Annotated in this window: 21 protein-coding genes; 11 read left to right on the top strand and 10 right to left on the bottom strand. The window is 57.8% G+C overall.

Annotated features, from left to right (window positions below; translation table 11 throughout):
* Positions 1–107 precede the first annotated feature (107 nt).
* Positions 108–1,817, top strand: coding sequence for a single-stranded-DNA-specific exonuclease RecJ (recJ, locus tag JO972_RS11785; protein ID WP_309490255.1), 1,710 nt, complete (start codon positions 108–110; stop codon positions 1,815–1,817).
* A gap of 18 nt (positions 1,818–1,835) precedes the next feature.
* Entirely contained in the window at positions 1,836–3,875 is a 2,040-nt protein-coding gene (recG, locus tag JO972_RS11790; RefSeq protein ID WP_309490256.1) for an ATP-dependent DNA helicase RecG, read from the top strand.
* Positions 3,876–3,882: 7 nt separating this feature from the next.
* Here the strand turns inward: recG and JO972_RS11795 are convergent, their stop codons facing one another.
* Positions 3,883–4,260 carry a VOC family protein gene (locus JO972_RS11795; RefSeq protein ID WP_309490257.1) on the bottom strand — a complete coding sequence of 126 codons (378 nt, stop codon included), beginning with the start codon at positions 4,258–4,260 and terminating at the stop codon, positions 3,883–3,885.
* 88 nt (positions 4,261–4,348) lie between these two features.
* Between JO972_RS11795 and JO972_RS11800 the strand changes: the two genes are divergently transcribed.
* Positions 4,349–5,500: a helix-turn-helix domain-containing protein gene (locus tag JO972_RS11800; RefSeq protein ID WP_309490258.1), complete on the top strand. Its 1,152-nt coding sequence runs from the start codon at positions 4,349–4,351 to the stop codon at positions 5,498–5,500.
* A gap of 60 nt (positions 5,501–5,560) precedes the next feature.
* Here JO972_RS11800 and JO972_RS11805 read toward each other — a convergent pair whose 3' ends face one another.
* From JO972_RS11805 to JO972_RS11820, 4 genes are all read right to left on the bottom strand, one after another.
* Positions 5,561–6,010 (bottom strand): hypothetical protein, encoded by a 450-nt coding sequence (locus tag JO972_RS11805; RefSeq protein WP_309490259.1) that lies wholly within the window; start codon positions 6,008–6,010, stop codon positions 5,561–5,563.
* Between the two features lie 376 nt (positions 6,011–6,386).
* Positions 6,387–8,897, bottom strand: coding sequence for an ATP-dependent Clp protease ATP-binding subunit (locus tag JO972_RS11810; RefSeq protein ID WP_309490260.1), 2,511 nt, complete (start codon positions 8,895–8,897; stop codon positions 6,387–6,389).
* Positions 8,898–8,909: 12 nt separating this feature from the next.
* Positions 8,910–10,022 carry a protein arginine kinase gene (locus JO972_RS11815; RefSeq protein WP_309490261.1) on the bottom strand — a complete coding sequence of 371 codons (1,113 nt, stop codon included), beginning with the start codon at positions 10,020–10,022 and terminating at the stop codon, positions 8,910–8,912.
* Between the two features lie 30 nt (positions 10,023–10,052).
* A complete protein-coding gene (locus JO972_RS11820; protein WP_309490262.1) occupies positions 10,053–10,505 on the bottom strand; it encodes a UvrB/UvrC motif-containing protein in 453 nt (150 codons plus the stop codon).
* A 247-nt stretch (positions 10,506–10,752) separates the two neighbouring features.
* Between JO972_RS11820 and JO972_RS11825 the strand changes: the two genes are divergently transcribed.
* The 6 genes from JO972_RS11825 to JO972_RS11850 all read left to right on the top strand — a co-directional run bounded on the left by JO972_RS11825 (position 10,753) and on the right by JO972_RS11850 (position 14,999).
* Positions 10,753–11,709: an NAD(P)-dependent oxidoreductase gene (locus JO972_RS11825; protein WP_309490319.1), complete on the top strand. Its 957-nt coding sequence runs from the start codon at positions 10,753–10,755 to the stop codon at positions 11,707–11,709.
* Positions 11,710–11,788: 79 nt separating this feature from the next.
* A complete protein-coding gene (locus JO972_RS11830; RefSeq protein ID WP_309490263.1) occupies positions 11,789–12,229 on the top strand; it encodes a DUF5069 domain-containing protein in 441 nt (146 codons plus the stop codon).
* A gap of 139 nt (positions 12,230–12,368) precedes the next feature.
* Positions 12,369–13,130, top strand: coding sequence for an RNA polymerase sigma factor (locus JO972_RS11835; protein ID WP_309490264.1), 762 nt, complete (start codon positions 12,369–12,371; stop codon positions 13,128–13,130).
* A gap of 31 nt (positions 13,131–13,161) precedes the next feature.
* A complete protein-coding gene (locus JO972_RS11840) occupies positions 13,162–13,740 on the top strand; it encodes an anti-sigma factor family protein (RefSeq protein ID WP_309490265.1) in 579 nt (192 codons plus the stop codon).
* A gap of 38 nt (positions 13,741–13,778) precedes the next feature.
* Entirely contained in the window at positions 13,779–14,300 is a 522-nt protein-coding gene (locus JO972_RS11845; RefSeq protein WP_309490266.1) for a hypothetical protein, read from the top strand.
* 9 nt (positions 14,301–14,309) lie between these two features.
* Complete coding sequence (locus JO972_RS11850; RefSeq protein WP_309490267.1) at positions 14,310–14,999, top strand: DUF1573 domain-containing protein; 690 nt, start codon at positions 14,310–14,312, stop codon at positions 14,997–14,999.
* 102 nt (positions 15,000–15,101) lie between these two features.
* Here the strand turns inward: JO972_RS11850 and JO972_RS11855 are convergent, their stop codons facing one another.
* On the bottom strand, positions 15,102–16,811 hold the full coding sequence (locus JO972_RS11855) for a hypothetical protein (protein WP_309490268.1): 1,710 nt from the start codon (positions 16,809–16,811) through the stop codon (positions 15,102–15,104).
* A 215-nt stretch (positions 16,812–17,026) separates the two neighbouring features.
* Between JO972_RS11855 and dnaE the strand changes: the two genes are divergently transcribed.
* Positions 17,027–20,536: a DNA polymerase III subunit alpha gene (dnaE, locus tag JO972_RS11860; protein ID WP_309490269.1), complete on the top strand. Its 3,510-nt coding sequence runs from the start codon at positions 17,027–17,029 to the stop codon at positions 20,534–20,536.
* Positions 20,537–20,566: 30 nt separating this feature from the next.
* On the opposite strand, the gene JO972_RS11865 is transcribed toward dnaE, so the two are convergent.
* Positions 20,567–20,896 carry a hypothetical protein gene (locus JO972_RS11865; RefSeq protein WP_309490270.1) on the bottom strand — a complete coding sequence of 110 codons (330 nt, stop codon included), beginning with the start codon at positions 20,894–20,896 and terminating at the stop codon, positions 20,567–20,569.
* A 146-nt stretch (positions 20,897–21,042) separates the two neighbouring features.
* Positions 21,043–22,650 (bottom strand): ankyrin repeat domain-containing protein, encoded by a 1,608-nt coding sequence (locus tag JO972_RS11870; RefSeq protein WP_309490271.1) that lies wholly within the window; start codon positions 22,648–22,650, stop codon positions 21,043–21,045.
* Between the two features lie 142 nt (positions 22,651–22,792).
* Between JO972_RS11870 and galK the strand changes: the two genes are divergently transcribed.
* A complete protein-coding gene (gene galK, locus JO972_RS11875; protein ID WP_309490272.1) occupies positions 22,793–23,983 on the top strand; it encodes a galactokinase in 1,191 nt (396 codons plus the stop codon).
* Positions 23,984–23,994: 11 nt separating this feature from the next.
* Here galK and JO972_RS11880 read toward each other — a convergent pair whose 3' ends face one another.
* Complete coding sequence (locus JO972_RS11880; protein ID WP_309490273.1) at positions 23,995–25,581, bottom strand: SpoIIE family protein phosphatase; 1,587 nt, start codon at positions 25,579–25,581, stop codon at positions 23,995–23,997.
* Between the two features lie 53 nt (positions 25,582–25,634).
* The gene (locus JO972_RS11885) at positions 25,635–26,351 is read right to left on the bottom strand and encodes an alpha/beta hydrolase (RefSeq protein WP_309490274.1); all 717 of its coding nucleotides are present in this window, start codon (positions 26,349–26,351) and stop codon (positions 25,635–25,637) included.
* Positions 26,352–26,361 lie beyond the last annotated feature (10 nt).

Genomic DNA, 26,361 nt, shown 5'->3' on the forward strand with positions numbered 1-26,361 from the left:
GAAACTATCCCCATTTCCAAGGTCCGTGTGTAAAGTGGATGTAAAACAAAACCCGGATATCCTTTTCTGTCCTTGTGGTCACAAAGCACCACCTCTAGCCTCTGCCTATGAGTCAAAAGCAGTCCCAATGGATCCTCGCAGAGGTCCCCGAAATCCCACCGGATATCGATGATACCCTGCCGGAAATCCTCGTCCGTATGTTGTGTCAACGGGGCGTAGAAATCGGTGACATGAAACGCTTCCTGCAGCCTCGATTGCAGGACTTGCAGGACCCCTTTCTGATGCCCGACATGCGCCCGGCCGTCGACCGCATCCTCACCGCCATCGACCAGAACCAGAGCGTTTGCGTCTACGGTGATTACGACGTCGATGGCATCACCTCAGTCACCTTGTTGACCCGCGTGCTGCGTGCCTACGGAGTGAAAACCCGCAGCTTCATCCCACGTCGCGGGCCGGAAGGATACGGCCTGAACGAGGCCGCTCTGAAACGCTGCATGTCGGAAGGCGACAAGCCGGATTTGTTAGTCACAGTCGATTGCGGAACCGCATCGCTGACAGAAATTGCCGCCCTCACTACCGATGGCGTGGACGTCATTGTGGTCGACCACCACGAGCCGCCACCGCAGGGGAAACCTGACTGCATCGCCGTGGTGAACCCGAAGTGCCCTCAAGAGCGTGAAGGCGACAGCTTCGACTACCTTTGCGCCGCCGGAGTCGTCTTCAAGCTCGCCCACGCGCTGCTGAAGACCCGGATGATTGACGGCTTCGATCTCAAGGAACACCTCGATATGGTAGCGATGGCCACCGTCGCTGACATCGTGCCGCTGGTGAATGAGAACCGTTTGTTAGTACGCCACGGGCTCAAGTTTCTGGCCAACACCAAGAACGAAGGCCTGAAAGCCCTCATGGAAGTGGCCCAGGTGAAAGGTCCGCTGACCAGCGCCGACGTCGGGTTCCGGATCGGGCCGCGGATCAATGCCGCCGGCAGGATGGATCGACCCGAAGACGCCCTCGCCACCCTGACCACCACCGACGCCGACGAAGCCGCCGCCCTCGCGGAAACCTTGGACGGTCATAATAAAACCCGCCAGGGTGAAGAGCTGCGCATTCACAAGGCTGCGCTCAAACAGCTGGAAGCCGAGCACGATCCATCCGACCCGGTGATCGTGTTAGGATCGCGCGATTGGCACCCAGGCGTTGTCGGCATCGTCGCCTCGCGTTTGATGCGGCGTTTTCACAAACCCACCTTCATCATCGCTATCGATGCCCAAGGGATCGGAAAAGGCAGTGGGCGGAGCATTGGCGGCGTCTCGCTGATGGACGCGATCAACGCCAATCGTGAACTGTTAGAAGCAGGTGGAGGTCACGCCATGGCCGCCGGCATCAGCGTGCACGAGGACAAGATCGATGCCTTCCGGCAGGGATTCGCCGACTTCGTCACCACCCATGTCAGCGAGGAAGACCGCCTTCCACGGCTGCACATCGATGCCGAAATCGACTTCCCTACCCTCTCGCTCGATTTCCTCAAAAGCTACGAACTCCTGCAACCCTTCGGCTCCGCCAACCCGGAGCCCCTGTTCATGACCCGTGAAGTCTGGCTCACGGAACCTCCCCAGGAGCTGAAAAACCATCACCTCCGACTATCGATGAAACAGAAGGAGTGTTGGAAATCGGCGATGTTCTTTAGCGCCGGTCAGCGTAAGCTTCCCGAGCAACCGTGGGACATCGCATTCACGATCAATCGCAACGTCTTCCGAGGTCGCACCAGCCTGCAAATTGTGATCCAAGATGTGCGCGCGCATCAGAAAGAAGACTAAGCCAAACTAGCAACCGTCATGAATGGGCATCGCTGCGAAGAGCCGTTGAGCTCGGTGGATTTCATTGTCGCCAAGGATGTGCTCGCCTACGGCAGCGCCGGGGTGAACACCACCGGCGAGTTGCTCGACCGCTTACCGAAGCGCTACGAGGACCGCCGCGTCTTCGATTCCTTTCCGGCACAAGCAGGAGGCACCGCACTCTGCCTGCGCGGCACTGTGGTGGATACCCAGGTGAAACGTTTCGGCGGCAGGAAGCAGTTCTATCAAGCAGTCGTCTTCGAGGGCGGCAGCAATGCGCTCAACTCGAACAAAATCACCTGCCGCTGGTTCAACATGCCGTGGATGAAAAATGCCCTCGCCGAGGGCCACGAGGTGATCCTCTACGGCAAACCGAAAGAGTATCAAGGCGGCATGGTGATCGATCACCCGGACTTCGAAATTGTTGGCGATAGTGATGAGGTCTCGATCCACCTCGAACGCATCGTGCCGATCTACAAGGGTGTCAGTGGTATCCCCCAGCGCCGGCTCCGCGAGCATATTTACAAGCTCTTGGAAACCACCGATGTTTCCAGCCTCAAGCCGATCTATGATGTCGATCCCAGCTACCCGCGCCACGAGGCCCTGAGGGAGGCGCATTTCCCCGATTCACTGGAACAGGCAGAAGCCGCCAAGCGCTACTTCGCCTTGGAAGAGTTCTTCGCCCTGCAGCTCAGTGTGGTGTGGAAGCGCGCCCGTGTCCGCGAGCACCAGGGGCGGGTGTTAGGGAAGAAGACCAAGCTGCTCACCGAATTTTACCACAGCCTACCATTCGACCTAACAGGCGCACAAAAACGCAGCGTCAAAGAAGTCCTCGCCGACATGCGCGCGCCCTATCCGATGAGTCGGCTGCTCCAAGGCGACGTGGGATCGGGGAAAACATTTGTCGCCATGTGCGCCATGCTGTTAGCCGTGGAGTCCGGCGTTCAGGCGGCCCTGATGGCCCCCACCCAGATTCTTGCCGAGCAGCACTACCTCACTTTCAAGAAGTGGCTCGCCCCGCTGAACCTGCGCATCTCGCTGCGCACCGGCTCTCGACAGGAAAACGCCCACATGGAGATGGAGGGAGAACCGCAAATCATCATCGGCACCCACGCCCTGCTCTACGAGGGGGTCGAGTTTGCTGACCTTGGGCTGATTGTCATCGACGAGCAGCACAAGTTCGGCGTCGGTCAGCGCAGCTCGCTGATCCAGCAAGGTGTCATGCCCGATGTGTTAGTGATGACCGCCACACCGATCCCCCGCACCCTGACACTCACCATCTACGGAGACCTGGATGTTTCCATCCTCGACGAGCGCCCTGCGGGTCGGGGGGAAATCATCACAGCGGTCCGCGCCAAGCCCAAGGTCACCGACATCACGAAGTTCATCAAAGAGCAGCTGGTAAAAGAGCGACAGGTCTACCTCGTTTACCCGCTGGTGGAGGAAAGCGATGCCCTCAAGGCCGCCGCGGCTACGGTGGAGTATGAAAAGTGGGTGAAGCGCCTCAGCAAATTCAAGGTCGGCCTGCTCCACGGAAAGCTGAAACCGGAAGAAAAAGACGAGGTGATGACCCGCTTCCGCGATCGTGAACTCGATGTTCTCGTCGCCACCACGGTGATCGAGGTTGGTGTCGATGTGCCCAATGCCAACACCATGATCATTTACAATGCCGAGCGCTTTGGTCTCGCCCAGCTGCACCAGCTGCGTGGCCGGATCGGCCGGGGCGAACACAAAAGCTACTGCGTGCTGGCGACCGATGGCAAATCCGCCGACGCCATGGAAAAACTCCAAGTCATGGCAGACACTTCGGACGGCTTCAAAATTGCCGAAGCCGATCTGCGCCTGCGTGGCCCGGGCGATGTTCTCGGCACTGAGCAGTCAGGCTTGGCAAACCTGAAATTCATCGACTACCTCGCCGATACCGCACTGATCCGCGAAGCGAGGGAGCTGGCCGAAACGGTGCTCGCGCAAGACCCGATGTTAGAGAAGAACCCCGCCCTTCTCCGCCTGATTCATGACGGAGAAGTCGAGGTGGGTTAGAGAGGCACTAGGAAACCTCGAGGATTTCCACTTCGTAGCCGTCCGGATCGTCGATGAAGGCCATCTTGCGCTCGCCGGAGGTGAATTTTTCCTTCCAGCCGGATGGCCAGATTTCGATGCCGTCGTTTTCCAGTTTCTCACAGTATTCGATGATGTCCGGAACGCCCACGCAGGTGTGCATCAGGTCTTCAGGGACATTTACTTCATAGTCCGGTGAGTAGGTCAGCTCGAGGAAATGCTCGTTGCCCGGCAGGTGAAGGAAGGCCAGCTGGTTCCCCTGCGGTGAAGTTTTTTGTTCGCCGAGCTCGAAGCCGACTTTCTCGTAAAATGCGATGCTTTCCTCAGGATTGGAAACACGGATACGGGTGTGTAGGAATTTGATCATGGCCATTTGTGCCGCGAAGATTCCGGCAGGTCAAGAGCGCTCATCTTGAATGGTTGCATTTGCATCGCACTTAGGATAGCTCTGTGGCGTGATTGAAACACGTAAGAATGTAGCCATTATTTTAGAGGACGATTACGAACGCCCATTTCGTTTAATCGACGGTATTCTATCGTCGCCCGGCGTCCGCGAACGCTGCGCATTCCGCAAATTTTCGATCTACAAAATCGACAAGGAAGATGTCTTCACCGATGAGTGGAAACCCGACGGCATCATTACCTGTTATTCCAAACCGAACCACTGGCTCGAGGACCTCGATATCCCGGTGGTGAACATGACCGGCACACCTGAGAATAAATACCCGTCGGTGGGAACCGATATGCGCTCACTGGTGGCCACCGTCGTGGAACACTTCGATAGCCTCGGCTTCAAGCACATCCTCTGCCTCGATACCGAAGGCTTCACCATCGTGCCAAGCATGACCGATCTGATGCAACCCGTCTGCGACGCCCGCGGCATCAAACTAACACGCGCCACGATGCCCGACGGTCTCGGCGGCCACGATGTTGCCAACCTCGGAGAAATCTGCCCTACTCTTGAAGACTGTGTGGAGAACCGCACCGAGCCTCTGGCGATCTTCTCCCTGCACGACCTTCGCGGTCGTCTGGTCACCGATTACCTGGTCAGCAAAAAAGTTCAGATCCCTCAGGAAGTTGCCATTTTGGGCTGCTTTGATTCTGTGGATGCCAAGCTCTGCGACCCGCCACTTTCCAGCATCGTGCTCCGCGACATCCAGATCGGGGCGCGTGGGATTGCCAAGCTTGAAAAGCTCATGGCCGGTGAGCCACTGGACACCGAACACGAGCTGGTGCCTGTGCACGGCGTCCGCGTGCGAGGTTCCACACTCGGCCAAAGTAAGGGCGACCTCGAAATCCTCCGTGCGCGCAGCATCATCCGCGAGCGCGCCCGCGAAGGAATCACCGTGGATATGTTGGTCAGCGAGATCAATGTCTCCCGCAGCACCTTTGAAAAACGTTTCATCGCCCTCACCGGACAATCGCCGGCGCAGGAAATCCGCAGCGTCCGGCTCGATTGGGCACGGGAACTTCTGCTGACCACCGACCTGCCGATGGCCCAGCTTGCGCCATTGGTCGGCTTCATGGATCGACGCGCCTTTGTGGTCTTCTTCAAGCGCGAAGCAGGTGTCACTCCCACCGAATTCCGCCAGGCAAACCGCGCCTAACCGAACACCGGCCACTGCAAAAACAGGGCCGGCGTGTTTCCGCTGAGGGAGTGAGCTGACTTACAGCTTGGTCACTAACAGAGCAAAGGCAACCAGCGCTCCAATTTTCTCGTGACTGCTACCCACGGCGGCGATGACGAGGAAGCCAAGGCACATGATCCCGACGGCCTTCAAGCGGGCCATGCTCCAGAACCAGATGCCAGTTTTCGCATCAACACTTTCCTCGGCAGCTTCCATGCGTGCCTTTTTCAGATCGTCTTTGCGCAGGTCGTCGATCTCCTCGCGCATCTTCTTTTTGTCATCCGAGCTCTCAGATTCCTCGATGTCTTTCTCGAGCATAGCGATTTCAAACTGCACGGCTTCGACTTTTCCAGAGGCGTCGCGCGCGGAGGTGCTCTTCCAAGTCAGGATCCCCTGACTCAGTAAAAATAGCAGCAGGCCGAGCAGGACGAGGGCGTAGCGGAACAGAGCGTTACCGCCTAATTTTTGGGTTTCTTCATTGAGGTCCATGGACTTAGTGGGTGGTTGTTGTGGGGTTTAGATAAATGGTCCTAACCGTGCTATCGACGGTTCGGACTCACTAACATGCACACAAATGCCCGAGGAACTCAATCAGCAAAGTCACTGATAGTCAGAGCGTTATTTTTTCGGAGTGCGGGGATGCAATCACCGCTTTGGATACTCGTGGGTGGTGGTTTCGTTCAGACGGCTGGAGATGGTCTTACGATGGACCCATGCGGGGTGGGGTTTTGGAGTAATGTCTACTTGACCTTGGGGTGAAGCTTTTTGGAATATGGAAAGCGGTGATTGCATCTCCGCACTCCATAAAAAAGCCGCCCGCAGGGATCTGCGGGCGGCTGGGTGATTGATGCTTGGGTTGGGCGCTTTATGCCTTGGCCTTGCCTTTGCCTTTTGGTGTGACCGGCTTAAAGACCAGCTCTTCGCTGTCCTTCACGCGGGTGACCTTGACGGTGTCGCCCTCTTTGATGTCGGCGCGAAGCAGGGCTTCGGCGAGCGGATCTTCGAGGTAACGTTCCACCGCACGGCGCATGGGGCGTGCCCCGTAGTTGGGATCGTATCCCTTGTCCATGAGCAGCTCGCGGGCACCTTTGTCGAGAGTCAGGCTGATGCCTTTGTCCTGCAGGCGATCGAAGAGTTTGGAGCACTCGAGATCGACGATGACGTTGAGCGCTTTCTTCTCCAGCATGTGGAACACCACGGTGTCGTCAAGACGGTTGAGGAACTCTGGCTTGAAGTGCCTTTTGGCCTCTTCCAGGATCTTCTCTTTCATGCCTTCGAAGTCGTTTTCATCTTCCTGCATGGCGCCGAAACCAAGGGAGGTCTGACGTTTGATGCTGGAGGCACCGACGTTGGAGGTGAGGATGATAATGGTGTTGCGGAAGTCGATCTTGCGACCAAACGAGTCCGTCACCATGCCCTCTTCCAGAATCTGCAGGAGCAGGTTCATGACGTCTGGGTGAGCTTTTTCAATCTCATCGAAAAGAACCACGGAATAGGGACGACGGCGAACCGCTTCGGAAAGCTGGCCACCTTCTTCGTAACCGACGTAGCCGGGAGGCGAACCGATCAAGCGCGAGGTGGAGAATTTCTCCATGTACTCCGACATGTCGATCTGGATCAGGCTGTCAGGATCGCCGAACATGAAATCGGCAAGGTTGCGAGCGAGGTAGGTTTTACCAACACCGGTAGGTCCGAGGAAGAGGAACGAACCGATCGGGCGACGCGGGTCCTTGAGGTCGGCGCGGGAGCGGCGGAGGGCTTTGGAAATGGTCACCACAGCGGTGTCCTGACCAATCACGGCCTCCTTGAGTTTCTCCTCCATTTTCAGAAGCTTGTCGGCTTCCTTCTGCTCCATGCGCTGGAGTGGCACACCGGTCCATTTAGAAATGACCGACATGATTTCGTCCTCGCCGACTTCGACGATGGTTTCCTCACTTTCGGCTTTCCAGGATGACACCAGGTCTTCCAGCTCCTTCTTGGCATTCTTCTCGGCATCGCGCATTGACGCGGCTTCCTCGAAGTTCTGATCGTTGATGGCAGCAACCTTTTCCTCCTGGATCTTGACGATCTCGGCCTCGAGGTCCTTGACCTTCGGGGGGCGGGTCATCTGACCGATGCGGGCGCGGGAGCCAGCTTCATCGATGACGTCGATGGCCTTGTCCGGCAGGTAGCGATCGGAGAGGTAGCGCGAGGAAAGCTTCACCGATGCGGCGAGGGCTTCCTCGGTGTAGCGTGCCTTGTGGTGATCTTCATACTTGCTGCGCAGGCCTTGCAAGATCGCAACGGCATCCTCTTCGGAGGGCTCCTCGACCTTCACTTTCTGGAAGCGGCGCTCGAGGGCGGAGTCTTTTTCGATGAACTTGCGATACTCGTTCATGGTGGTGGCACCGACGCACTGCAGCTCGGCTCGGCTCAGTGCCGGCTTGATGATGTTAGAAGCATCCATGGCGCCCTCGGCGGATCCGGCACCCACGATGGTGTGCAGCTCGTCGATGAACAGGATGACGTTACCGGCTTTGCGGATTTCATCCATCACGGCCTTGATGCGTTCTTCAAATTGGCCACGGTATTTGGTGCCGGCGACCATCAGGGCGAGGTCGAGAGTGACCACGCGTTTGTCGCGCAGGAGCTCAGGCACGTTGCCACTGGAAATCTCTTGGGCGAGCCCTTCGATGATGGCGGTTTTACCCACGCCGGCTTCACCGATCAGCACCGGGTTGTTCTTGGTGCGGCGGCAGAGGATCTGGATGACGCGCTCGATTTCGGACTCGCGACCGATCACCGGATCGAGCTTGTCCTTATCGGCAAGCTTGGTGAGGTCACGACCGAAGGCTTTCAGCGCAGGTGTCTTGGTTTTGCCCTCGGCATCGGTGCTGTCTTCAGTGTCATCGCCATCGTCGTCGAACTCATCGAACTCGTCCTCCATGTCTTCGGGATTAAAGTTCGGATCGATCTCGGCGAGGATTTCTTGGCGGGTTTGATTGATATCGACGTTCAGGCTGCTGAGCACCCGGGCGGCCACACCTTCACCTTCGCGCAGCAGTCCTAACAACAAGTGCTCGGTGCCGACGTAGGAGTGGTCTAGCTGCTGGGCTTCCTTGTTCGAAAGCGCGAGCACCTTTTTCACCCGTGGGGTGTAAGGGATATTGCCACTGATCTTTTGCTCAGGTCCGGAACCGACCTGCTTTTCGACCTCGATCCTCACGGTCTCGAGATCAAGCCCCATGTTCTGCAACACGGAAACCGCGACGCCCTGTCCCAGCTTGATGAGCCCTAACAAGATGTGTTCGGTGCCCACGTAATTGTGGTTAAAGCGGTCGGCCTCTTTCCGCGATAGCGTCAAGACCTGTTGGGCTCTTGGAGTGAAATTATTCATGATATTTGCTGGTTACGCCGGGGGCGTGTCTTCTGGGTTTGTATGATTAATAAAACTGATAACAGGTGTTGGGAGGGATTGCAACCTGCTACGTATGATTTCAGCGCGCAGGGTGTCTCTTTCCTCCGGGCTCAGCTTTCTTTTTGCGTGGTGTTGTAAATGCGCAGGTTCGATATCCATCAGCAGCGAGTCGCAGAGCTGCAATGTCTCCTTCGGGAAACATCCCATATCCGCACCCAGGCGCACCAGGGACAGGTGGGTCAGTGCTTCCTTGGAATCGATCACATAAGCATAGCGTAGCAATCCGTATGCCCGGGCAATCTTATCGGCGATCATTTGTGGGTCATCCTCCACTAATTTAAGTCGGGCGTTGCGTTCGTGATCGCGCACTTTGCGAATGACGCGTTCGAGTCGACTGATGATGTCCTGCTCGCTTTCGCCGAGGGTCGACTGATTGGAAATCTGGAACAAATGCCCGAGCGACTCCGTGCCCTCGCCAAAGATCCCGCGCACGGCGAGGCCGAGTTTTCCAACGGCCTGGATCACCTGGCCGATGTGATCGCTGATGACCAGACCGGGCAGATGCAGCATGGCGGAGGCGCGCAGGCCGGTGCCGACATTGGTGGGGCAGGCGGTGAGGTATCCGAGCTCCTGATCGAAGGCGTAGGTCAGCTTTTTCTCCAGCTGCTCGTCCACCTTGGTGATCAATTCGTAGGCTTCCTGAAGATGCAGGCCGGAGCGGATCGATTGCAAGCGGAGGTGATCCTCCTCGTTGATCATCACACTCAGCGTCTGGGTGCGGTTCACCACCGCGGCACTTCCTTCGCTGCGGGCGGCTTGTTCCCGGCTGATCAGGTGGCGCTCTACCAACACCTGCTTTTGCACCGAGCTCAACTCGCTGAGCTGGTGGGAAAATGCGGCCTTCATCTCGGGCAATTCTTCGATGGCGGCGCGCAGGTCCGAGAGGATTTCGATGCGCTCTTGCTTGCGTGCCCAACCGGGGAAAGGTGTGTCGCTGACGTTGCGCGCCAGGCGGATGCGACTGGTCAGCACCACGGCGCTGTCCGAGTCCGCACCGGTCATCCAATCGGCCGGGTGCTTCAATAATGTGGAAAATCTCATCATGGCTAGAATGCGTGGTTTGAGTGGCGTTGCTTATTGCTCGGAGCTGGCGGCATTCTCATCGCTGAGCTTCTGCAGCTGATCGCGCAGGGCGGCAGCCTTCTCGTAATCTTCATTGGCGATGGCGCCATTCATTTCCTGCTGCAGCTGATCGATCTTCTGCTTGTTTTGGAAGGCCTCCATCATGCCCGCCGGCACTCGACCGACGTGACAGGTGTCTTTGTGCATGCCGCCGAGGTTGTGTTTAATCTCCTCGCGGAAAAATTGGTAACACTGACTGCAGCCGAGCCGACCGGTCTTCTTCAGATCGTCAAAGGCAAATCCGCAGCCCGGACAGGTGCCGGTGCCCAGCTGGCGTCCAGCAGCTCCCATCGGACCGCCGAGAGAGAGCTTGCCCACATCCGAAGCCTCGGCCGCAGACGCCGCCTTCGCGGACAGCTTGTTCGGGTCCATGTCACCCAGCAGGAAGCCCGACGGATCGGTCACACCATTTTCGATGGCACACTTCTCACACAAACAAGATTTCTTCGAATGTCCGTCGATAATTTGAGTAAAAAAGACAGTGGCCTTGCTATCACAGTAGTCGCATTGCATCGCTGAGATCACCCTAGACGCCACTGGGGGAAATGCGAAAAGAAAAACTCACCATTCCCGATTTTTTTCCGCCCGCACGCCGCCCCCCTCATCGGCTGCAGAACCCCCGACCCAAAATTCGCAAGATATCACTTGGAAAATTCCAGAATCACATCGAACGTCGCGGCAAGTAACACCCAGCACATCACTCACCATTATGAGCAGTAACACAGAGAACCAATCAAGAATAGCCTTTGTCGGCGTCGGGCGCATGGGCGCGAACATGGCCCGCCGACTGAACGACTGCGGCTACCAGATCACCGCCGTCAACGATGTCAACCCGGACCAGGCGGCTGAGCTCGCCGAAGAGATCGGTGCGAAAAACTGCACGAAGCTCGCCGAAGTCACCGCCGCCGCGGATATCATCTTCACCGTGGTCAGCAATGATGCCGCCATGCGCCAGATTTTCATGGGCGAGGGCGACAACTTACTCACCGAAGCCGAAGGCAAGATCTTCATCAACTGCGCCACCCTCTCACCGGGCCTACAGCAAGAGGTCGCTCAGGCTGCCGAGGCCGCGGGCGCATCTGCCATCGAAGGCAGCATGGCATCCAGCATCAGCCAAGCCCGCGACGGCACGCTCTACCTGATGATCGGCGGCGACCGCGCCGTGTTCGAGAAAACCCAACCGATCCTCGAGCAGATGAGCGTCAAGCTGAAGTACATTGGAGAAATTGGCAAAGCGTCCCAAGTCAAGGCCCTGGTCAACATGGTGATGAACATCAACACCGCCGCCCTCGCCGAAGGACTGGGACTCGCCGATGCACTCGGACTCGACCTCAAAATGATCTGCGAAGTCTTCGCCAACACCGGCGCCAACAGCCGTGTGCTGGAAACCGACGCCGAGGACATGATCGACCGCGATCACGAAGCCTGGTTCATGGCGGAACACGCATCCAAAGACAGCGGCATCGCCCAGGACCTCGCCCAGCAAGCCGGCCTCAATCTGCCACTCAACAACGCCACCAAGGCGCAATACGATAAACTCATCGAAGTCGGCAAAGGCCAGCTCGACAAGTCCGCCGTCTCCGAACTGACCTTCAAAGGGCGGAGCTAGGCCACGCATCCTAAAACTCAATCTCGCTCGCCGCCCTGACGGTGGCGTATTTCAAAACCAGAACAACGAATACCACATTATGTCCCAAATTGTCCCACTCATCAGCTCCGGCACCGCCGGCCCACTCGGCGTGCTTCACCTGCCACGTCTCTGGCAGAAGGCCTCGCTGGCCAAGGTCGGAAAAATCCACCCTGACTACCCTGGCACCGGCCAAGGTTACGATCAGATGGTGCTCGACGGCCTCGGAATCGACCGCGACGCCTTCATCAGCTTCATGGACGGCAAACCCACCTACCCCCAGCTGGAAGCGTGGATTCTCGAGCAAAAAGGAGGTTCGCTCAATGCCGCAGCCGTCAGTGAGCTGAACGACAGCATTACCGGCTATATCCACAAAGACGAAACCCGCGCCGAAATCCTTGCCGCCTGTGGCATGGAAGACGATGGCAGCATCCTCGATGCCATCAACCTGAACAACCTCGACGACTGGCAGGCGTTCCACGCCATCGAAATCGCTGGATAAGAGATCAACTCATCCGTCAAAGCCCCGCCGGAGACACTCCTGCGGGGCTTTTTGCTGCTTTTTTTTTGCTAAAACCCCGCCTTGTCAACCGGACTTCTCCGCCTCATTCTGCAACTCATTCAAATATTGGTCATTTCATATGAATATATTTCGCCACCTCACGTCCAACCGGCTGAATGGACCCGTTCCGCCTGACTCCGCATCCGGCCCGCTACCGGCCAGCGGTGGCAACAGTGACGTGGCGTCGGGAGGCGGGTCTGAAGCCATAACCCACAACCAACAACAAGAAAGACCAAGCAACACAACCCCCGAAACCAATGCCGCGATGGACGCTGCGGAGGATGCCGAACTGGTCCGTAAGGCCCAGTCAGGCGATACCCGCGCCTTCGATCAACTCGTCAGTAAACACCGAGGAAAAATCTACGCCATGATCCTGAATATGGTCAAAAATGATGCCGATGCCTGGGACCTCGCGCAAGAGGCCTTCATCAAGGCATGGCGTGCACTGCCCAAATTCGAGGGCAAGGCCCGCTTTTCCACCTGGCTGTTCCGCATCAGCCACAACGTCGTTTACGACTGGCTGCGCAAGCGCAAGATCCAAGGCGACGGAGAGCTCAACGATGAGATCTTCGACGCAGGAAAAATCGACCCCGGCGCGGCCACCACACCTCACCACGATGCCCGCCCTGACGAGGCCATGCAACGTGGCGAACTTCGCAGCCAACTGGAAGCCGCCATCGCCAAGCTCTCCGATCAACACCGCGAAGTCATCGTCCTGCGCGAGGTCCAGGGGCTCGACTACAAAGAAATCGCCGACATCACCAACAACTCGCTCGGCACCGTGATGAGTCGCTTGCACTACGCTCGGAAAAAGCTCCAAGCCATCCTCACCACCCGTTAAACTCCCCCCACTTTCCAACCACACACAAGCCATGAACAAAGCACCTGATGAAACCACACTCACCCTCTGGATGGACGGTGAGCTGCACGGCGACGAGCTCCAGAAGATGGAAGCTTATGCTAAGGAGCACCCGGAACTGCTCGCCGAGCGCGATGCCGTGCAGGCCATGAGCCGCAGCATTCAAGAGAACATCCCCGCCAGCGTGGAGCCTCCTTATCCGGACTTTTTCAACGAACGCATCCTCCACGCCATCGAAGCCGAACGCCCGGCCGAAGCCACCACCCCAGCCCCCACACGTGGTGGTGCCGGTATTTGGAAATGGCTTGCCGCCCCACTGGCTGCAGGTGCCATGGCTGCTTGTTTCTACCTCGGCACCCAGGTCAGCAGCCCGGCCACCGATGCAGGAATGGCCAGCACCAACACACCGGCCCCATCCACCGTCTACACTCCGGACAGCAGCGTGGAATCGAACATTTTCGTCGCCGGAGATCAGCAAACCACCGTCATCGTGCTCGAGGGACTCGAGGATGTGCCGGATGACATGAACATGGCAGGCGGACCGATCCAGGACCCGAACAGAGTCATGGTCAATACCGAGAACTACTACTAAGCACGACGCTATTCACCGCGACCTCTCCCCGCACCACCATGTTCGCCAAGACCTATCTCCTGTTTCTCCTTCTCCCCGTTCTTCTGGGGCTGGGATCCGGCATGGCCGCCGCCAAGGACTCAAAAAATGACGCCGGTAAGGAAAAGATCGGTAAGATCCAGGCCACCGTCTACTACGGCACCAACGGCTCGGTAGAAAATTTGGGACGAAATGCCACCCCGGTGCCGAAAGCCATCAGTGATAAACTCGGCAAGATCGAGAAGTTTCAATTCAGTCACTACCGCCAGTTGGGAAGCGATAGCCAACCGGTGCTGCGGAGTTACGAGAACTGGGTATCACCACTCAAGCCATCGGAGGAGATCATGCTTAGCTTTGAGTCGCGTGGGGTGACCCAAAAGACCAGCCTACGGCTCGACCTTGAACTTTGGCAACATCGCCGTAAGGTGATGAAAAGCGATCCGGTGCTGCACCCGAAACGTCCACTCTATATCCTCGGACCGAAGTGGCGCGAAGGCCGGCTGATCATCGCTGTGGAACTCATCTCACTGAATCGCCAATAACACACCATCATGGACCACCTTTTCCGCCGTTTTCTGCCCTGCTGTTTCCTACTTCTTGCCAGTCTCAGCAGCCAAGCCAAAAGTGGCCTCAGCTTCGATCAGCAAAGCACTGAAATCAAGGTGAAGGCCGATGCTCTGACCACCACGGTGCCGTTCAAGTTCGAGAACAAGAGCCAGGAAGCCGTTACCATCGCCCGCTGGGATTCTGCCTGCTCCTGCCTCAACGCCCGCATCAAGGATGGGAAAATGACCTATCAGCCCGGCGACAAAGGGCTGATCTTGATCGACTTCGAACTCGGTAGCTTTTCCGGTGTTCAGGAAAAGACCGTGATGCTCTGGACCAAGGACGACAGCCCGGAAAAACCATCCATCATTCTCACCGTCAAGATCCACATTCCAGTGCTCTTTGAAATCAGTCCGAAGACACTGTTCTGGGACCAAAATGGTAGCAAGGAAGCAAAGGTGATCAGTATCAAGGTGAACCATGATCAGCCGATCCATATCGCCAATCACAGCGGCACAAACGAGAGCTTCCCCTACACCTTGAAAACCGTCAAGGAGGGCAAGGAGTATGAACTCATCGTCACTCCAAGCGGTGTCAGCAGCCCAGCCTTTGGTTTGATTAAACTCACCACGGATGCCAAGATCAAACGCTACCAGCGGCAGCAGGCATTTGTCTGTGTGCGCCGTGCCAAGTAGTTTGGCAGGCTGGGCTTTAGAAAAGATCGAGAAGCCGGCAAGAGAGCGTAGCGCCGTAGCGCTGTGCTCCGAAAGATGGTAACCTCATCGCTGCGCAAACAGTTACTTCTCCCAGCCCATGGCCGCGATATCGATCAGCTCGATGAACGGCTGGTCCGGGCGACTGGTATTCCAGCGAAACGACATGATGCAGTAGCGTGCCTCTACATAAGGGAAATCGGCGCGCGGCCCGATGCGGTCCATCATGGGCGAGTTTTTACTGAGAAAGGCATCAAAAGCCGCTTGGCTGCGCGGATGGTCTTTGATCACGAATCGGATCATTCCATCTTTTAAATCCTCTGGCAGGTTTTTCGCCAGATCGGCCGTCCGGGCCTCCGCGACGCAGTGGAAAGTGGTGGTTTTCTTCGTCGGGTTCAGACCGAAGCTCTTGAGCCGTTTTTCATAATGCTCGAGAAAGGCATCACCATTCACTCTTGGAGGATGGATGCCGGGGCGCTCGACGACCTGCAACACCAGGCGCTGCCGTGAGCGAAGCTCTTCCTCATCTTCAAACGTCACGTAATAGCGATACTGCCGCATCTCGTCCTCCAAGCGCGGGATCATATCGGCGAAGTAGTTGGATTTTATCGGCTTCAATTTCCCCGCCAGCGCACTATTGGCCAGCTGCTCGGGCGTGTATCGGCTTTGGGTCATCACCTTCAAGCGCTCTTCGAGAGTGCTCGCATTGAGGAATTGATCCAGCACTTCATTGGCCAGAAAGCGCTGATCTTTCACCAAAGAACCCGCTTGTGGCGGGCTCTTGAGGTCGGTAGTAGGCGCTGGTTCCGCGCTGGTCTCGGTCACTGCATCCGGAGGTGCGGGAGTCGAGCTGGCAGGCGATGGCGGCATGAGATCAGGAAACTCACCCTCCGAGGATTCAGAACGGTTCTGGCCGGGAGGCGACTGCATAGTCTTCGGGTGCTCGACCGGAGTCGGCTTGGCTGGTGCCACATCCGCGGGAGCCTCGATGCTTGGTTCCTCAGGAGTTGGCGATGGCGTGTTCGGCGTGCCGGCGGGTTCCTTGGTCTCGGCTGGAGGCGAGGCAGGATCAGGGTCGACCTTAGGTTGAACACTTGCTGGAGCCGCGGCGGGAGGTTGATTTCCCATCGACGGCGTGCCGGAAACTTTGGATTTCAGCTCATCGAGATTCCATAAATTCAATACCCCTGCCGCATTCAATACCGCCAGGATCAGAAGCACGGCAAGAAGTAGGAAGACCAGTGGGAAGACGACGCGCATCCAGCGGCCTCGGCGTACGGGAGCATCCGATGAGCGATTGCTCTCTTTGACCATGGGCGCAGCAGTTTGAGCGGGTTCCGGCTCATTCTTCACGGCTGGCTGGGTGGCTTGCGCTGATGTTAAAGGAGCGGGTGCTACTTCCTGTTGGATGGGAGCTTGTGCTTGCTGCTGAGTTGGCTGTGGGGCCTGACTCGGCTGCGCGGGAGCCTGCTGTTGTGGCGGCTGTTGGTGAGAGACTTGTGGCTGCGAAGTCATCGCAGGCTGCACAGGAACCTCGGCCGACTGCGCAAGCGGTGGCTGCTGCATCTGCTGTGAATGGAGCGGCGCCGTTGGCTGGGACTGAGGCGGTGACTGAGGATGAGGCACAGGCTGGCTGGGCTGCTGCGACTGAATTGGCGCCGTCGGCTGAGGCGCAGGATTCGGCGCTGCTTGAGGCGCAGGCTTTGGATCTGGCTGGGGCGCTGTGATGGTGGCCGAGCACTGCGGACATGGCCCCGTGACGCCTGCCATTTGCTCAGGCACTTGGAGTTTCATGCCACAGCTCGGGCAGTGAAAGGTAATCATCGGGGGAGTCTGCATAGTTCCAGTGTTTGTGGGCTGGCCGTAGAATTCTAGCAGCCCGGCAAGCGATGTCAACCAAGCAGGGTAGATCATCCGGCAGACTTAATTACTCAGCGATGAAGAAATTTCTTACCGCTATACGCATAGCATTGCCAAGCTGCGGATGCGTTCTAAGGTGTCGCTGCGCCATGTCCGATTCCTTTGTCCATCTTCACGTCCACACCGAGTATTCCACTCTCGACTCCACCGTTCGCACTAAAGAGCTTGTCGCCCGTGCCAAGGAGCTGAACATGCCCGCGGTGGCCATGACGGACCACGGCAACCTCTACGCCGCGATCGAATTCTACCAAAATGCCACCGGTGCCGGCATCAAACCCATCCTTGGCTGCGAGGTCTACGTGGCCCCGGCCAGCCTTCACGATAAAAAGGAAGTGCCGGGCCGTAAGGACTCCACCCACCTCACCCTGCTGGCCAAGAATGAAACCGGCTGGAAGAACCTGGTGAAGCTGGTGTCAGTGGGCCACCTCGAAGGCGACTACCTCGGCGAGCCACGGGTCGACCGCGAGCACCTCGCCAAGTTTGCCGAAGGCCTGATCTGCCTCTCCGGCTGCATCAACGGCAGCGTCAACGAGTGGCTGCACAAAAACGACATCGAATCCGCCCGCCAGGAAATCATCACCCTGCGCGATATCTTTGGAGCCGATGACTTTTACCTCGAGCTAAACGATCAAGGTCTGGAGATCCAGCAAAGCATCAACACCCAGCTGAAAGCCTTTTCCGAAGAGCTCGGGCTGAAGATGGTGGCCACCAACGATGTCCACTTCCTGCACAAGGACGACGCCGAAGCCCAGGACGTGCTGATCTGCATCGGCCAGGGACGGCTCCTGTTAGACGAGAATCGGAAGAGCTATCCGGTCGACCACTACTTCAAGACACCCGAGGAAATGCGCACCCTCTACGCCGATTTCCCCGGCGCCTGCGACAACACCCTGGAGATCGCGAACAAGTGCAACGTCGAGCTCGTGCTGGACCCCACCAGCTCGGAGAAATACCCGCAGTTCGAGTCGCCCGATGGCTCACCGCGTGAGGAGTATTTCCGCAAAGTTTGTTTTGAAGGACTGGAAAAGCGCTACGCCAACGGCAAGCTCGAAGAGGTTGCCAAGATCCAGAATATTACTCCGGAGGAAATGCAGAAGGTGCTGGATGAGCGACTCGATTACGAGATCGGCACCATCAACGAGCTGGGCTTCGCCTCCTACTTCCTGATCACCGCCGACTTCATTCAGTGGGGCCGCGATAACGACATTCCCGTGGGTCCCGGCCGTGGATCCGCCGCCGGCTCGCTGGTGGCTTACACCATGGGCATCACCGACATCTGCCCGATGCGTTTCGGCCTGCTATTCGAACGATTCCTCAACCCAGAGCGTGTTTCCCCGCCCGATGTGGATATCGATTTCTGCCAGACCCGCCGGGTAGAGGTCATCGAATACGTGCGACAAAAATACGGTGAGCGATCGGTCTCTCACATCATCACTTACGGAACGCTCGGCGCGAAGTCGGTGATTCGCGATGTTTCCCGCGTGATGGGCATTAGCTACGGCGATGCCGACATGCTGGCGAAAATGATCGAGGCAAAACCAGGGGTGAAGCTGCAGAAGGAATACGATGAAAAAGAAGAACTTCGCGACATCATTCAGAACAGCGGAACCTGGCAAGAACTCTGGAACTACGCCATCAAGCTCGAAGGCCTGAACCGCAACACCGGGGTGCACGCCGCCGGGGTGGTGATCGGTGACCGCGCGCTCGATGAACACTGCGCGCTGACCCGTGGTAATGAAGGTGAGGTGGTCACCCAGTGCGACATGGGTGCGATCACCGAGCTGGGATTGTTGAAAATGGATTTCCTCGGTCTGAAAAACATGACCGTCATCCAGGACGCGGTGAACCACATCCGCAAGCACACTCCGGATTTCGATATCAACAACGTCTCGCTCGAGGACGGCCCCGCGCTCGCCCTACTCAACCGGGGTGAGACCATGGGGGTATTCCAGCTGGAATCCGGCGGTATGGTCGAGACCTGTAAGAAATACGGCATCGAGAAAATCGAGGACATCATTGACCTTCTCGCCCTCTATCGTCCGGGGGCGATGCAGTTCATCGATCAGATGATCGAGGTGAAAAAAGGCATTACCAAGGTGCAGTATGAGCACCCGATGTTAGAAACCATCTGCGGTGATACCTACGGCGTAATGATCTACCAGGAGCAGGTGCAGAATGCGGCCAAGATGCTCGCCGGCTACTCACTCGGCGGCGCCGACCTTCTGCGCCGTGCGATGGGTAAGAAGGACCCCTCCAAGATGGCGAAGGAGCGGGTTAACTTCGTGAACGGCTGTAAGGAGACCAACAACATCGAGGAGTCTCTGGCGAACAAGCTGTTCGATAAGATCGAGATGTTTGCCGGCTACGGTTTTAACAAATCCCACTCTGCCTGCTACGGTCACATTTCCTATTGGACCGCCTACCTGAAGGCAAATTTCCCCGTCGAGTTCATGTCCGGACTGCTCTCTAACGAGCTAAATAATACCGACAAGATTGGCATCTTCATCAACGAGTGCCACCGCATGGACATCGAGGTGCTGCCACCGAACATCAACAAGTCCCAGCTGAAGTTCGCTCCGGAAAAAATCCCGTCCGGAAAGATGGCCATCCGCTACGGCCTTGCCGCGATCAAAAACGTCGGTGAGGGTGCCATGCGCACCGCCATCGCCGAACGCGAAAAGAATGGGGAGTTCTCCAGCTTGGACGACTTTTCCAATCGACTCGATTCCAAGAGCGTCAACAAACGTATCCTCGAGAACTTGGTGAAAGCCGGAGCACTCGACTGGACCGGTGAGTCCCGCGCCGCCATGTTCCACCGCATCGAACAAGTGGTGGCCTCCGCCAGCTCCGCCCAGCGCGACCGCGCCCAGGGGCAGGTCTCGCTTTTCGACACCATGGACTTCGCCGGCGCCGCCCCTGCGCAGGAACAGCAAGGTGGCGATACGCCGGAAATTGACGAGTGGTCCAAGGATGAAAGACTGGCCAATGAAAAGGAGTTGTTAGGCTGCTACACCAGTGGGCACCCGCTCGATAAATATCGCGATGTGATCGACTCCGATCGATTTGAAAAGATCGGATTGTTAGATGAACTCGACACCAAGGACAAGCGCGCGCGCTACCCCTTCGCCGGCATGATCCGCCACGTCGAGCACAAGGTCACCCGCAAGGGCAAACCCTTCGGCGTGCTCTACATCGAGGACTTCACCGGTGACTGTGAGGTCGTTTGCTGGTCGGAAAGCTACATGCCTGCGCGCGAAGCCGGCTTACTGATGTCTGGCAACGTCATCCGCCTCAAGGCCAACGTCCAAGTGGACGAGCGCACCGAGACATTGCGCCTCACCGGCTCAGAGATCAAGGAACTGAAGGCTCGCAAGCGCGGCAAGAATGGTGCGGTGCAAGTCACCCTCTGGGTTGCCCGCCACAGCGAAAACGATCTGATGAGCATCCGCAAAGTCCTCCAGGAACACCCGGGAGACACCCCCGTGGAAATTCATCTGCAGAGCGGCACCGGCAAACGCGCCACCATCGAAGCCAGCGAAAAACTACGCGTCAAAAAATGCGCCGCCCTGGAACGCGGCCTCGCCGAGTGGTCAGAGTAAGTTGCTTGGCAGAGTGAAATCCTTCACGCTCTAACTCCCTTCCACCACGCGTTCGGCGAAGGCTTTGGCCTTGGCGTAGTCGCTGAAGTAGTAGATGTGCACGAGAGTGCCGGTGTCTCCGACGGTGATTTTCACCTCGGCTGACGCCTTGTCTGTTTTCTGCTCCAATTCCACAGCTCGGACCGTGCGGATTTGGTTTCTGGAGATATAGAGGTCGTCGGGTTTCCCCTCTTCGTTGTGCTCCCTGATGTGCACGAAGCCATTCAGGTTCCCATCCACAAGGGTGAACTCATCCGCCTGGCTGAGTGCGCTCAGGCCGATGAACAAGGATGCGATGCAGGTTGTTAGTTTTTTATTCATGACCTTCCAACTTAAGGTCAAATGGCTCGCCGTGCATCTCGTAATTTTTAGGCCGCCACCGTTAGGCCATCGCACGGACCTGCTTTTCCGCGACTTTCGCAGTCCACGGCCGACCGGCGCATCGCATGACCCGGGCCATCAGCGACTTACCTTCCCAGCGGAATGGTGCTCACCTCGCCGCTGTCATCGGCGGTAATGATGAGCTGATTCGGGCGGACATCGGTGATGGTGAATTGGCGACCACTGGCGGTGGTGAATTTCTGGCCAGCGCGCGCGGCGTAGGTTTCGCCACTACTCTGGCTACGCAGCACCGCCCATGGCTCGGCTGCGGTGGCGGGAATCTTGGCGGTCATGCTCCGTCGTTGGCCGGTTTTCACATCTTCGATTTCAACCACGGAGACATCGGCCGGTTGGCCATCGGTGATCTTCGAGTGGTTGAGCATGCGGCGGATGCTGACGATCTTGAAGCGGGTGTCGGGAATCATCTCGCCCTCGCTTACCTCGACCTTCTCCTGGCTTCCGTAGAGTTTGCGCAGCTGCGCCTTGCTACCGCTTCCACCTGCTGCAGCACTGGTATTCTCCACCATCAATGGCAGCGGCTTCTGCTGGTAGTCCACCATTTTCAAATCCTCCGCCACGGCCGCGGGGGTCTCCGCCCGGGTGGCGATTTTCTTGCCGGCAATGAATGGCAGATGCTTTTCCTGAGTTCTGGGGCGGCGGGTTGCTGCCACAGTTGACTGATGGGTAGCTGCTGCAGGGGTGTCGTTGGCAAGGGACTGGCCGGTATTGGTAGGCGGCGCGGGAGTGGCCTCAGCTTCGGCAACGGTCTCCGTTTCCTGCGGCGCTGCGGGGTCTTGCCGAGCGACCTCGGTCGTGGTGCCGGTCTCCGCGGGGGCGGGGAGAGAATCCGTCTCGATGCTTGCCGGATCCGCCCACTCGACTCCTTCCTCATCGCTGGGTTCATCGAGTGCCAGTTCGTAGGCATCCGGCTCGCCGCTGAGCTCGCTCGCCAATTGATCTTTTCCGGAAGCGGCGGCGACCTGGGCAGCGGTCCAGCCGTGCTCGTTCACGGCAAAGCGGTTCGAGCCACTTTCCAGCAGGGCCTGCACGGTTTTGCGATGACCATGCTGTGCGGCGAGCATCAGTGGGGTCATACCGCCGGTGTGGCGCACGTAGACGGATGCGCCGTAAGCTGTGAGGGTATCGATCACCTGGTGTTTTCCTTTCGACGCCGCATAGAGCAGGGCGGTGTCCAGCTGACTGCGTGAAAAAGGAGCCACCTCCTCGACGCAGGAACGATGCCCCCCGTCCACGGCCAGGATCAGAGCGCTCCTTTTCTTATCGTCCTTCAGTTCCGGTTTGGCGCCTTGCTTGAGCAGGTAGCGCGCCATGCTGGCATTGCCCTCGCGGCAAGCTAACATCAGCGGGGTGACGCCATCGAGGCCGGTGGTATCCACCTTCATGCCGGCGTCCAGAAGGAAGGCGATCGATTCCTGCCGGTTCGCCCGGGCTGCCAGGTGCATGGCAGTCCAGCCGTTGTCATCGGTGGCTGTCAGGTCCATCTCGTGCTCCACAAATAATTGCAGCGCCTTGACGTCGCCATTTTCCGCCGCGCGGAGAAAATCTTCAGGGGTCGCTTGATAGCCGGAGGTTTCCAGCTCCTGCACCGCCTGTTCTTTTTTCCCACCACAGGAGGTCAACACCATCGCGGCACCAACAAGACCTAACAACAAAGACGAATAGAGGGAGTGCATGCGCCTATAATACTTTGGAAATCTTAAACTTCAACACGGAAACTCCTGAGCTCTCAGGCTGGAGAGAACCGGTGGCATGCAGGCACTTTGGTCTGGATGCCTTACAGGAACTCGCTATCAATACCGCCACACACTTTTGCGCATGAACCAAGAAAACGCCCTAGGCTACGAAGAGCTCAAAGCTGCTCTCATCACTGAATACGAAAACCAATACGGAACCAAGCCACTGTGGTTTGTTGCGGCGCCCGCACGCGTCAACCTGATTGGCGAGCACATCGATTACTGCGATGGATTTGTCCTGCCTTTAGCGATCGATCGCCATGTGATGATGGCGGCCTCCCCCAATGGCACGGACGAAGCCTTGTTCACCTCACTGATGCTGCCTGACCAGCCGGCCGTCATCCCACTGGACGAGCGCCCCAAGATAGGCTCACCCAGCTGGGCAAACATCATCCGCGGCGTCTTCTACGGATTTTACCAGAAAGACATCTGGCCGATCCCCGGATTTGACACCCTGGTGCACAGCAACGTGCCCCTGGGCGCCGGACTCTCCAGCTCCGCCGCACTTGGTGTCGCCGCTGCCACGATGATCGAGTCCGTCTCCGGACTGCAAATTCAGCCGAAAAATAAAGGTCTGCTCTGTCAGGCCGCCGAACATCAGTTTGCCGGTGTGCCCTGCGGCATCATGGATCAGTTTGCCTCCATCTTTGGAAAAAAAGACCATATGGTGCTGATCGATTGTCGCTCCGAGGAGGCGCAGGCAGTGCCATTTACTGACGACTCCGTCACCGTCATCATTGCCAACACCTGCGTCGCCCACGAGCTCAGTGACGGCAGCTATGCCAATCGACGCAAGCAGACCGAGATCGCCCTGAGCGTGCTCGGCAAGGATTCATGGCGCGAGGTCACCATGGATGATCTGCTAGCAAAACAATCGGCCATGAGCGAGCAAGTGTTTCGCAAGGCACGGCACGTGGTCACCGAGATCGATCGAACCCAGCAGGCGGCGCTCGCTCTCTCCCGTGGCGAAACCGAAACCGTGGGGGAACTCATGGCCGCCAGCCACCGCTCACTGCGCGACGACTTCGAAGTTTCCTGCGAGGAACTCGATATCATGGTGCAAGCCGCCTGGGACATTGGTCCGGCCGGTGGGGTCTTGGGCAGCCGCATGACTGGCGGTGGCTTCGGCGGCTCCACAGTCACCCTGGCCCGCAAGGATGATGCCCAGCAGATCATCGCAACGATGGCTTCGGTCTATCAGGAGAAGACCGGTATTGAACCGGAAATCTTCGCGACGACTGCGGTAGATGGTGCTCACGCGGTGGACGCCTGATCGCTGACCTGCTAGAGACCCGAGCCGACGTCCATCGCCAGCAGGCAGACGTCGTCATCGAACTCATTGGTCTTCGAAAATGCCTTGGCTTCAGCAATGATGCGGTCGAGACAGGTCGACAGCTCCTCGTCCGCATGATCCTCCAGCTGGGCGATAATCCGCTCCACGCCGTAGGGTTCGCCGTGTTCGTTTTCCACCTCGTGTAGCCCATCGGTGAAGACTAACAAGCGATCGATCTCATCCAGCGACAACTTCTCCGCCTTGAAGGGCGTGCCGGGGATCAAACCCAGTGCGGGGTTCGTTTCCTTGCCCTGCAGTTTCAGCTGCTGTGCCTTTCCCAGACGCACGGTGATCGGTGTCGGGTGGCCGGCGCAGGAGTAGCGCAGCGTGCCTTCCTTCAGATTCACCACGCAGTAAATCGCCGTGGCAAAGAGCGTGACGTTGGCGCGCTCGAGGATGGAGACCAGGCCTTCGTTGATCCCGTAGAGGAACCATTCCGGATCGGTCGCTGCCTCGCGTTCCTTCTCCATCAGTCCGCGCAGCATCGAGACCACCAGCGAGGCCCGGACACCGTGGCCCATGACATCACCGATGAAAAAGCCGATGGAATGTTGGGAAATAGGGATCACCTCATAAAAATCCCCCGCCATCTCGGAGGCGGGAGCGTAACGGCAACCGAAGGACACCTCGCGGGAGGAATCACACAGGGTCAGGCCTTCCAAGCTTTGCGGCAAGAGTGCCTGCTGGATCTCGCGTGCCAGGTGCAGCTCCTCCTCCACCGCGGTGTAGCGAGATTGCAGCTCCTCCGCCAGGCTGGTGAGCATGCGCTGCGAGCGCACCAGATCGGTGATGTCACTGGTCACGCCGAAGGTGCCGCGCAGGTTGCCCTTACGATCCAGCCACGGCAGCTTGGAAGTTTCCGCCCAAGTGTTTTCCCGATCTTCCCAGGTTTCACACTGGATCACCTTGATCTGCGGCTTCTGAGTCTCCATGATCTCCAGCTCATTCGCCCGCGCCACATCCGCGTGGCGGGCATCGAAGAAATCGTGGTCGGATTTGCCAATCAGATCCTGCACCGATTCCGCACCTAGCTTTTTCGCCGTCGAGCTGTTGGCCAACACAAATTTGGAATCCGTGTCCTTGTAGTAAACGTTGACCGGAATGTTCTCTATAAGCTCGTGCAGCCGGTGACGTTCCTCATCCAGGGCAGTCTCGGCATTTTTCCTACGGGAGATATCGATGACGGAGCCAACGATGCGGTCCGAGCTGCCATCTTCCGCAGGCACCAGCACCCCGCGGATGCGCAGCCAGTGCCAGCTGCCGTCCGGATGGCGATAGCGGCAGTCGGTGGCCAGGGTGTCCGGCGCCGACTCGCTGAGCACCTCACTGATTGCCTTTTGCAACTCCGGCTGATCGTCCTCGTGGATGTAACGATCCGAGTGCTTCAGAATGTTCGGAGCCTCGTCGCGCGGGTATCCGAGAAAGCCTAACACTCGATCGGAATAGTAGATCTCTTCCTCATCGACATACCAGTCCCAGACTCCCTCGTTAGAGGCCTGCAGGGCTAGCTCGAGTCGGCTCGGATGCTTCGGCTTCATGGTAAACCATAGCTTAGGTCATCCATCGGGGATGAAGCAATAAGGAATAGAGGCTAAAGATGTTTTTCCAACCAGTCGGACACCTCGCAGGCGAGCACGCTGTAATTTCCATCGAACATGTGGCCGGTGCCCTGGATTTCGAGCAGACGCACGGGGCCACGCAGCACCTCCTTGAGATCGTGGCTATCCGAGACCGGCACCACATCGTCATCGCTGCCGTGCAGCAGCAGCCACGGGGTGCGTAGATCGCGAGCGGCATCGAGGGTGCTGCCGATCTGTTGCATGTCATCGAGGAAGGTTTGCGACAGCGGACAATCTTCATCGTCCCACATGTAGCCTTCGCCCGGTGTCACGTCGCCGAACTCGCGATCGTGGAATGCCGCGGTGTGCACCATGCCGGCGAGGGAGACCATCACCTTGACCCGCTCGTCACGGGCGGCGAACAGGGCCGCTACGGCACCAGACATACTATGGCCGATGAAGGCGATGCGCTTGCCACTGCCCACCTGATCGATCACCGCAGAGAGATCCGCGACTTCCTTGCTTATGGTGGAATCGCTGAAGGATCCTTCGGACTCGCCATTTCCCGAATAAGAAATCCGCAAACATGGCCATCCGGCTTCCGCCAGGGCATCGGCCAGTTCCACCAGCATCGGGCGGTCTTTATTCCCTGTCACGCCGTGGCCGATGATGACCAGGCAGTCTGATTTCTCGGCATCGTGCATGGCGACATCGAGTCGCTCACCGTGGCTATTTCTGATCGTGCTCATAAGATAAAAA

Source organism: Oceaniferula flava (assembly GCF_016811075.1).
Classification (GTDB): Bacteria; Verrucomicrobiota; Verrucomicrobiia; order Verrucomicrobiales; family Akkermansiaceae; genus Oceaniferula; species Oceaniferula flava.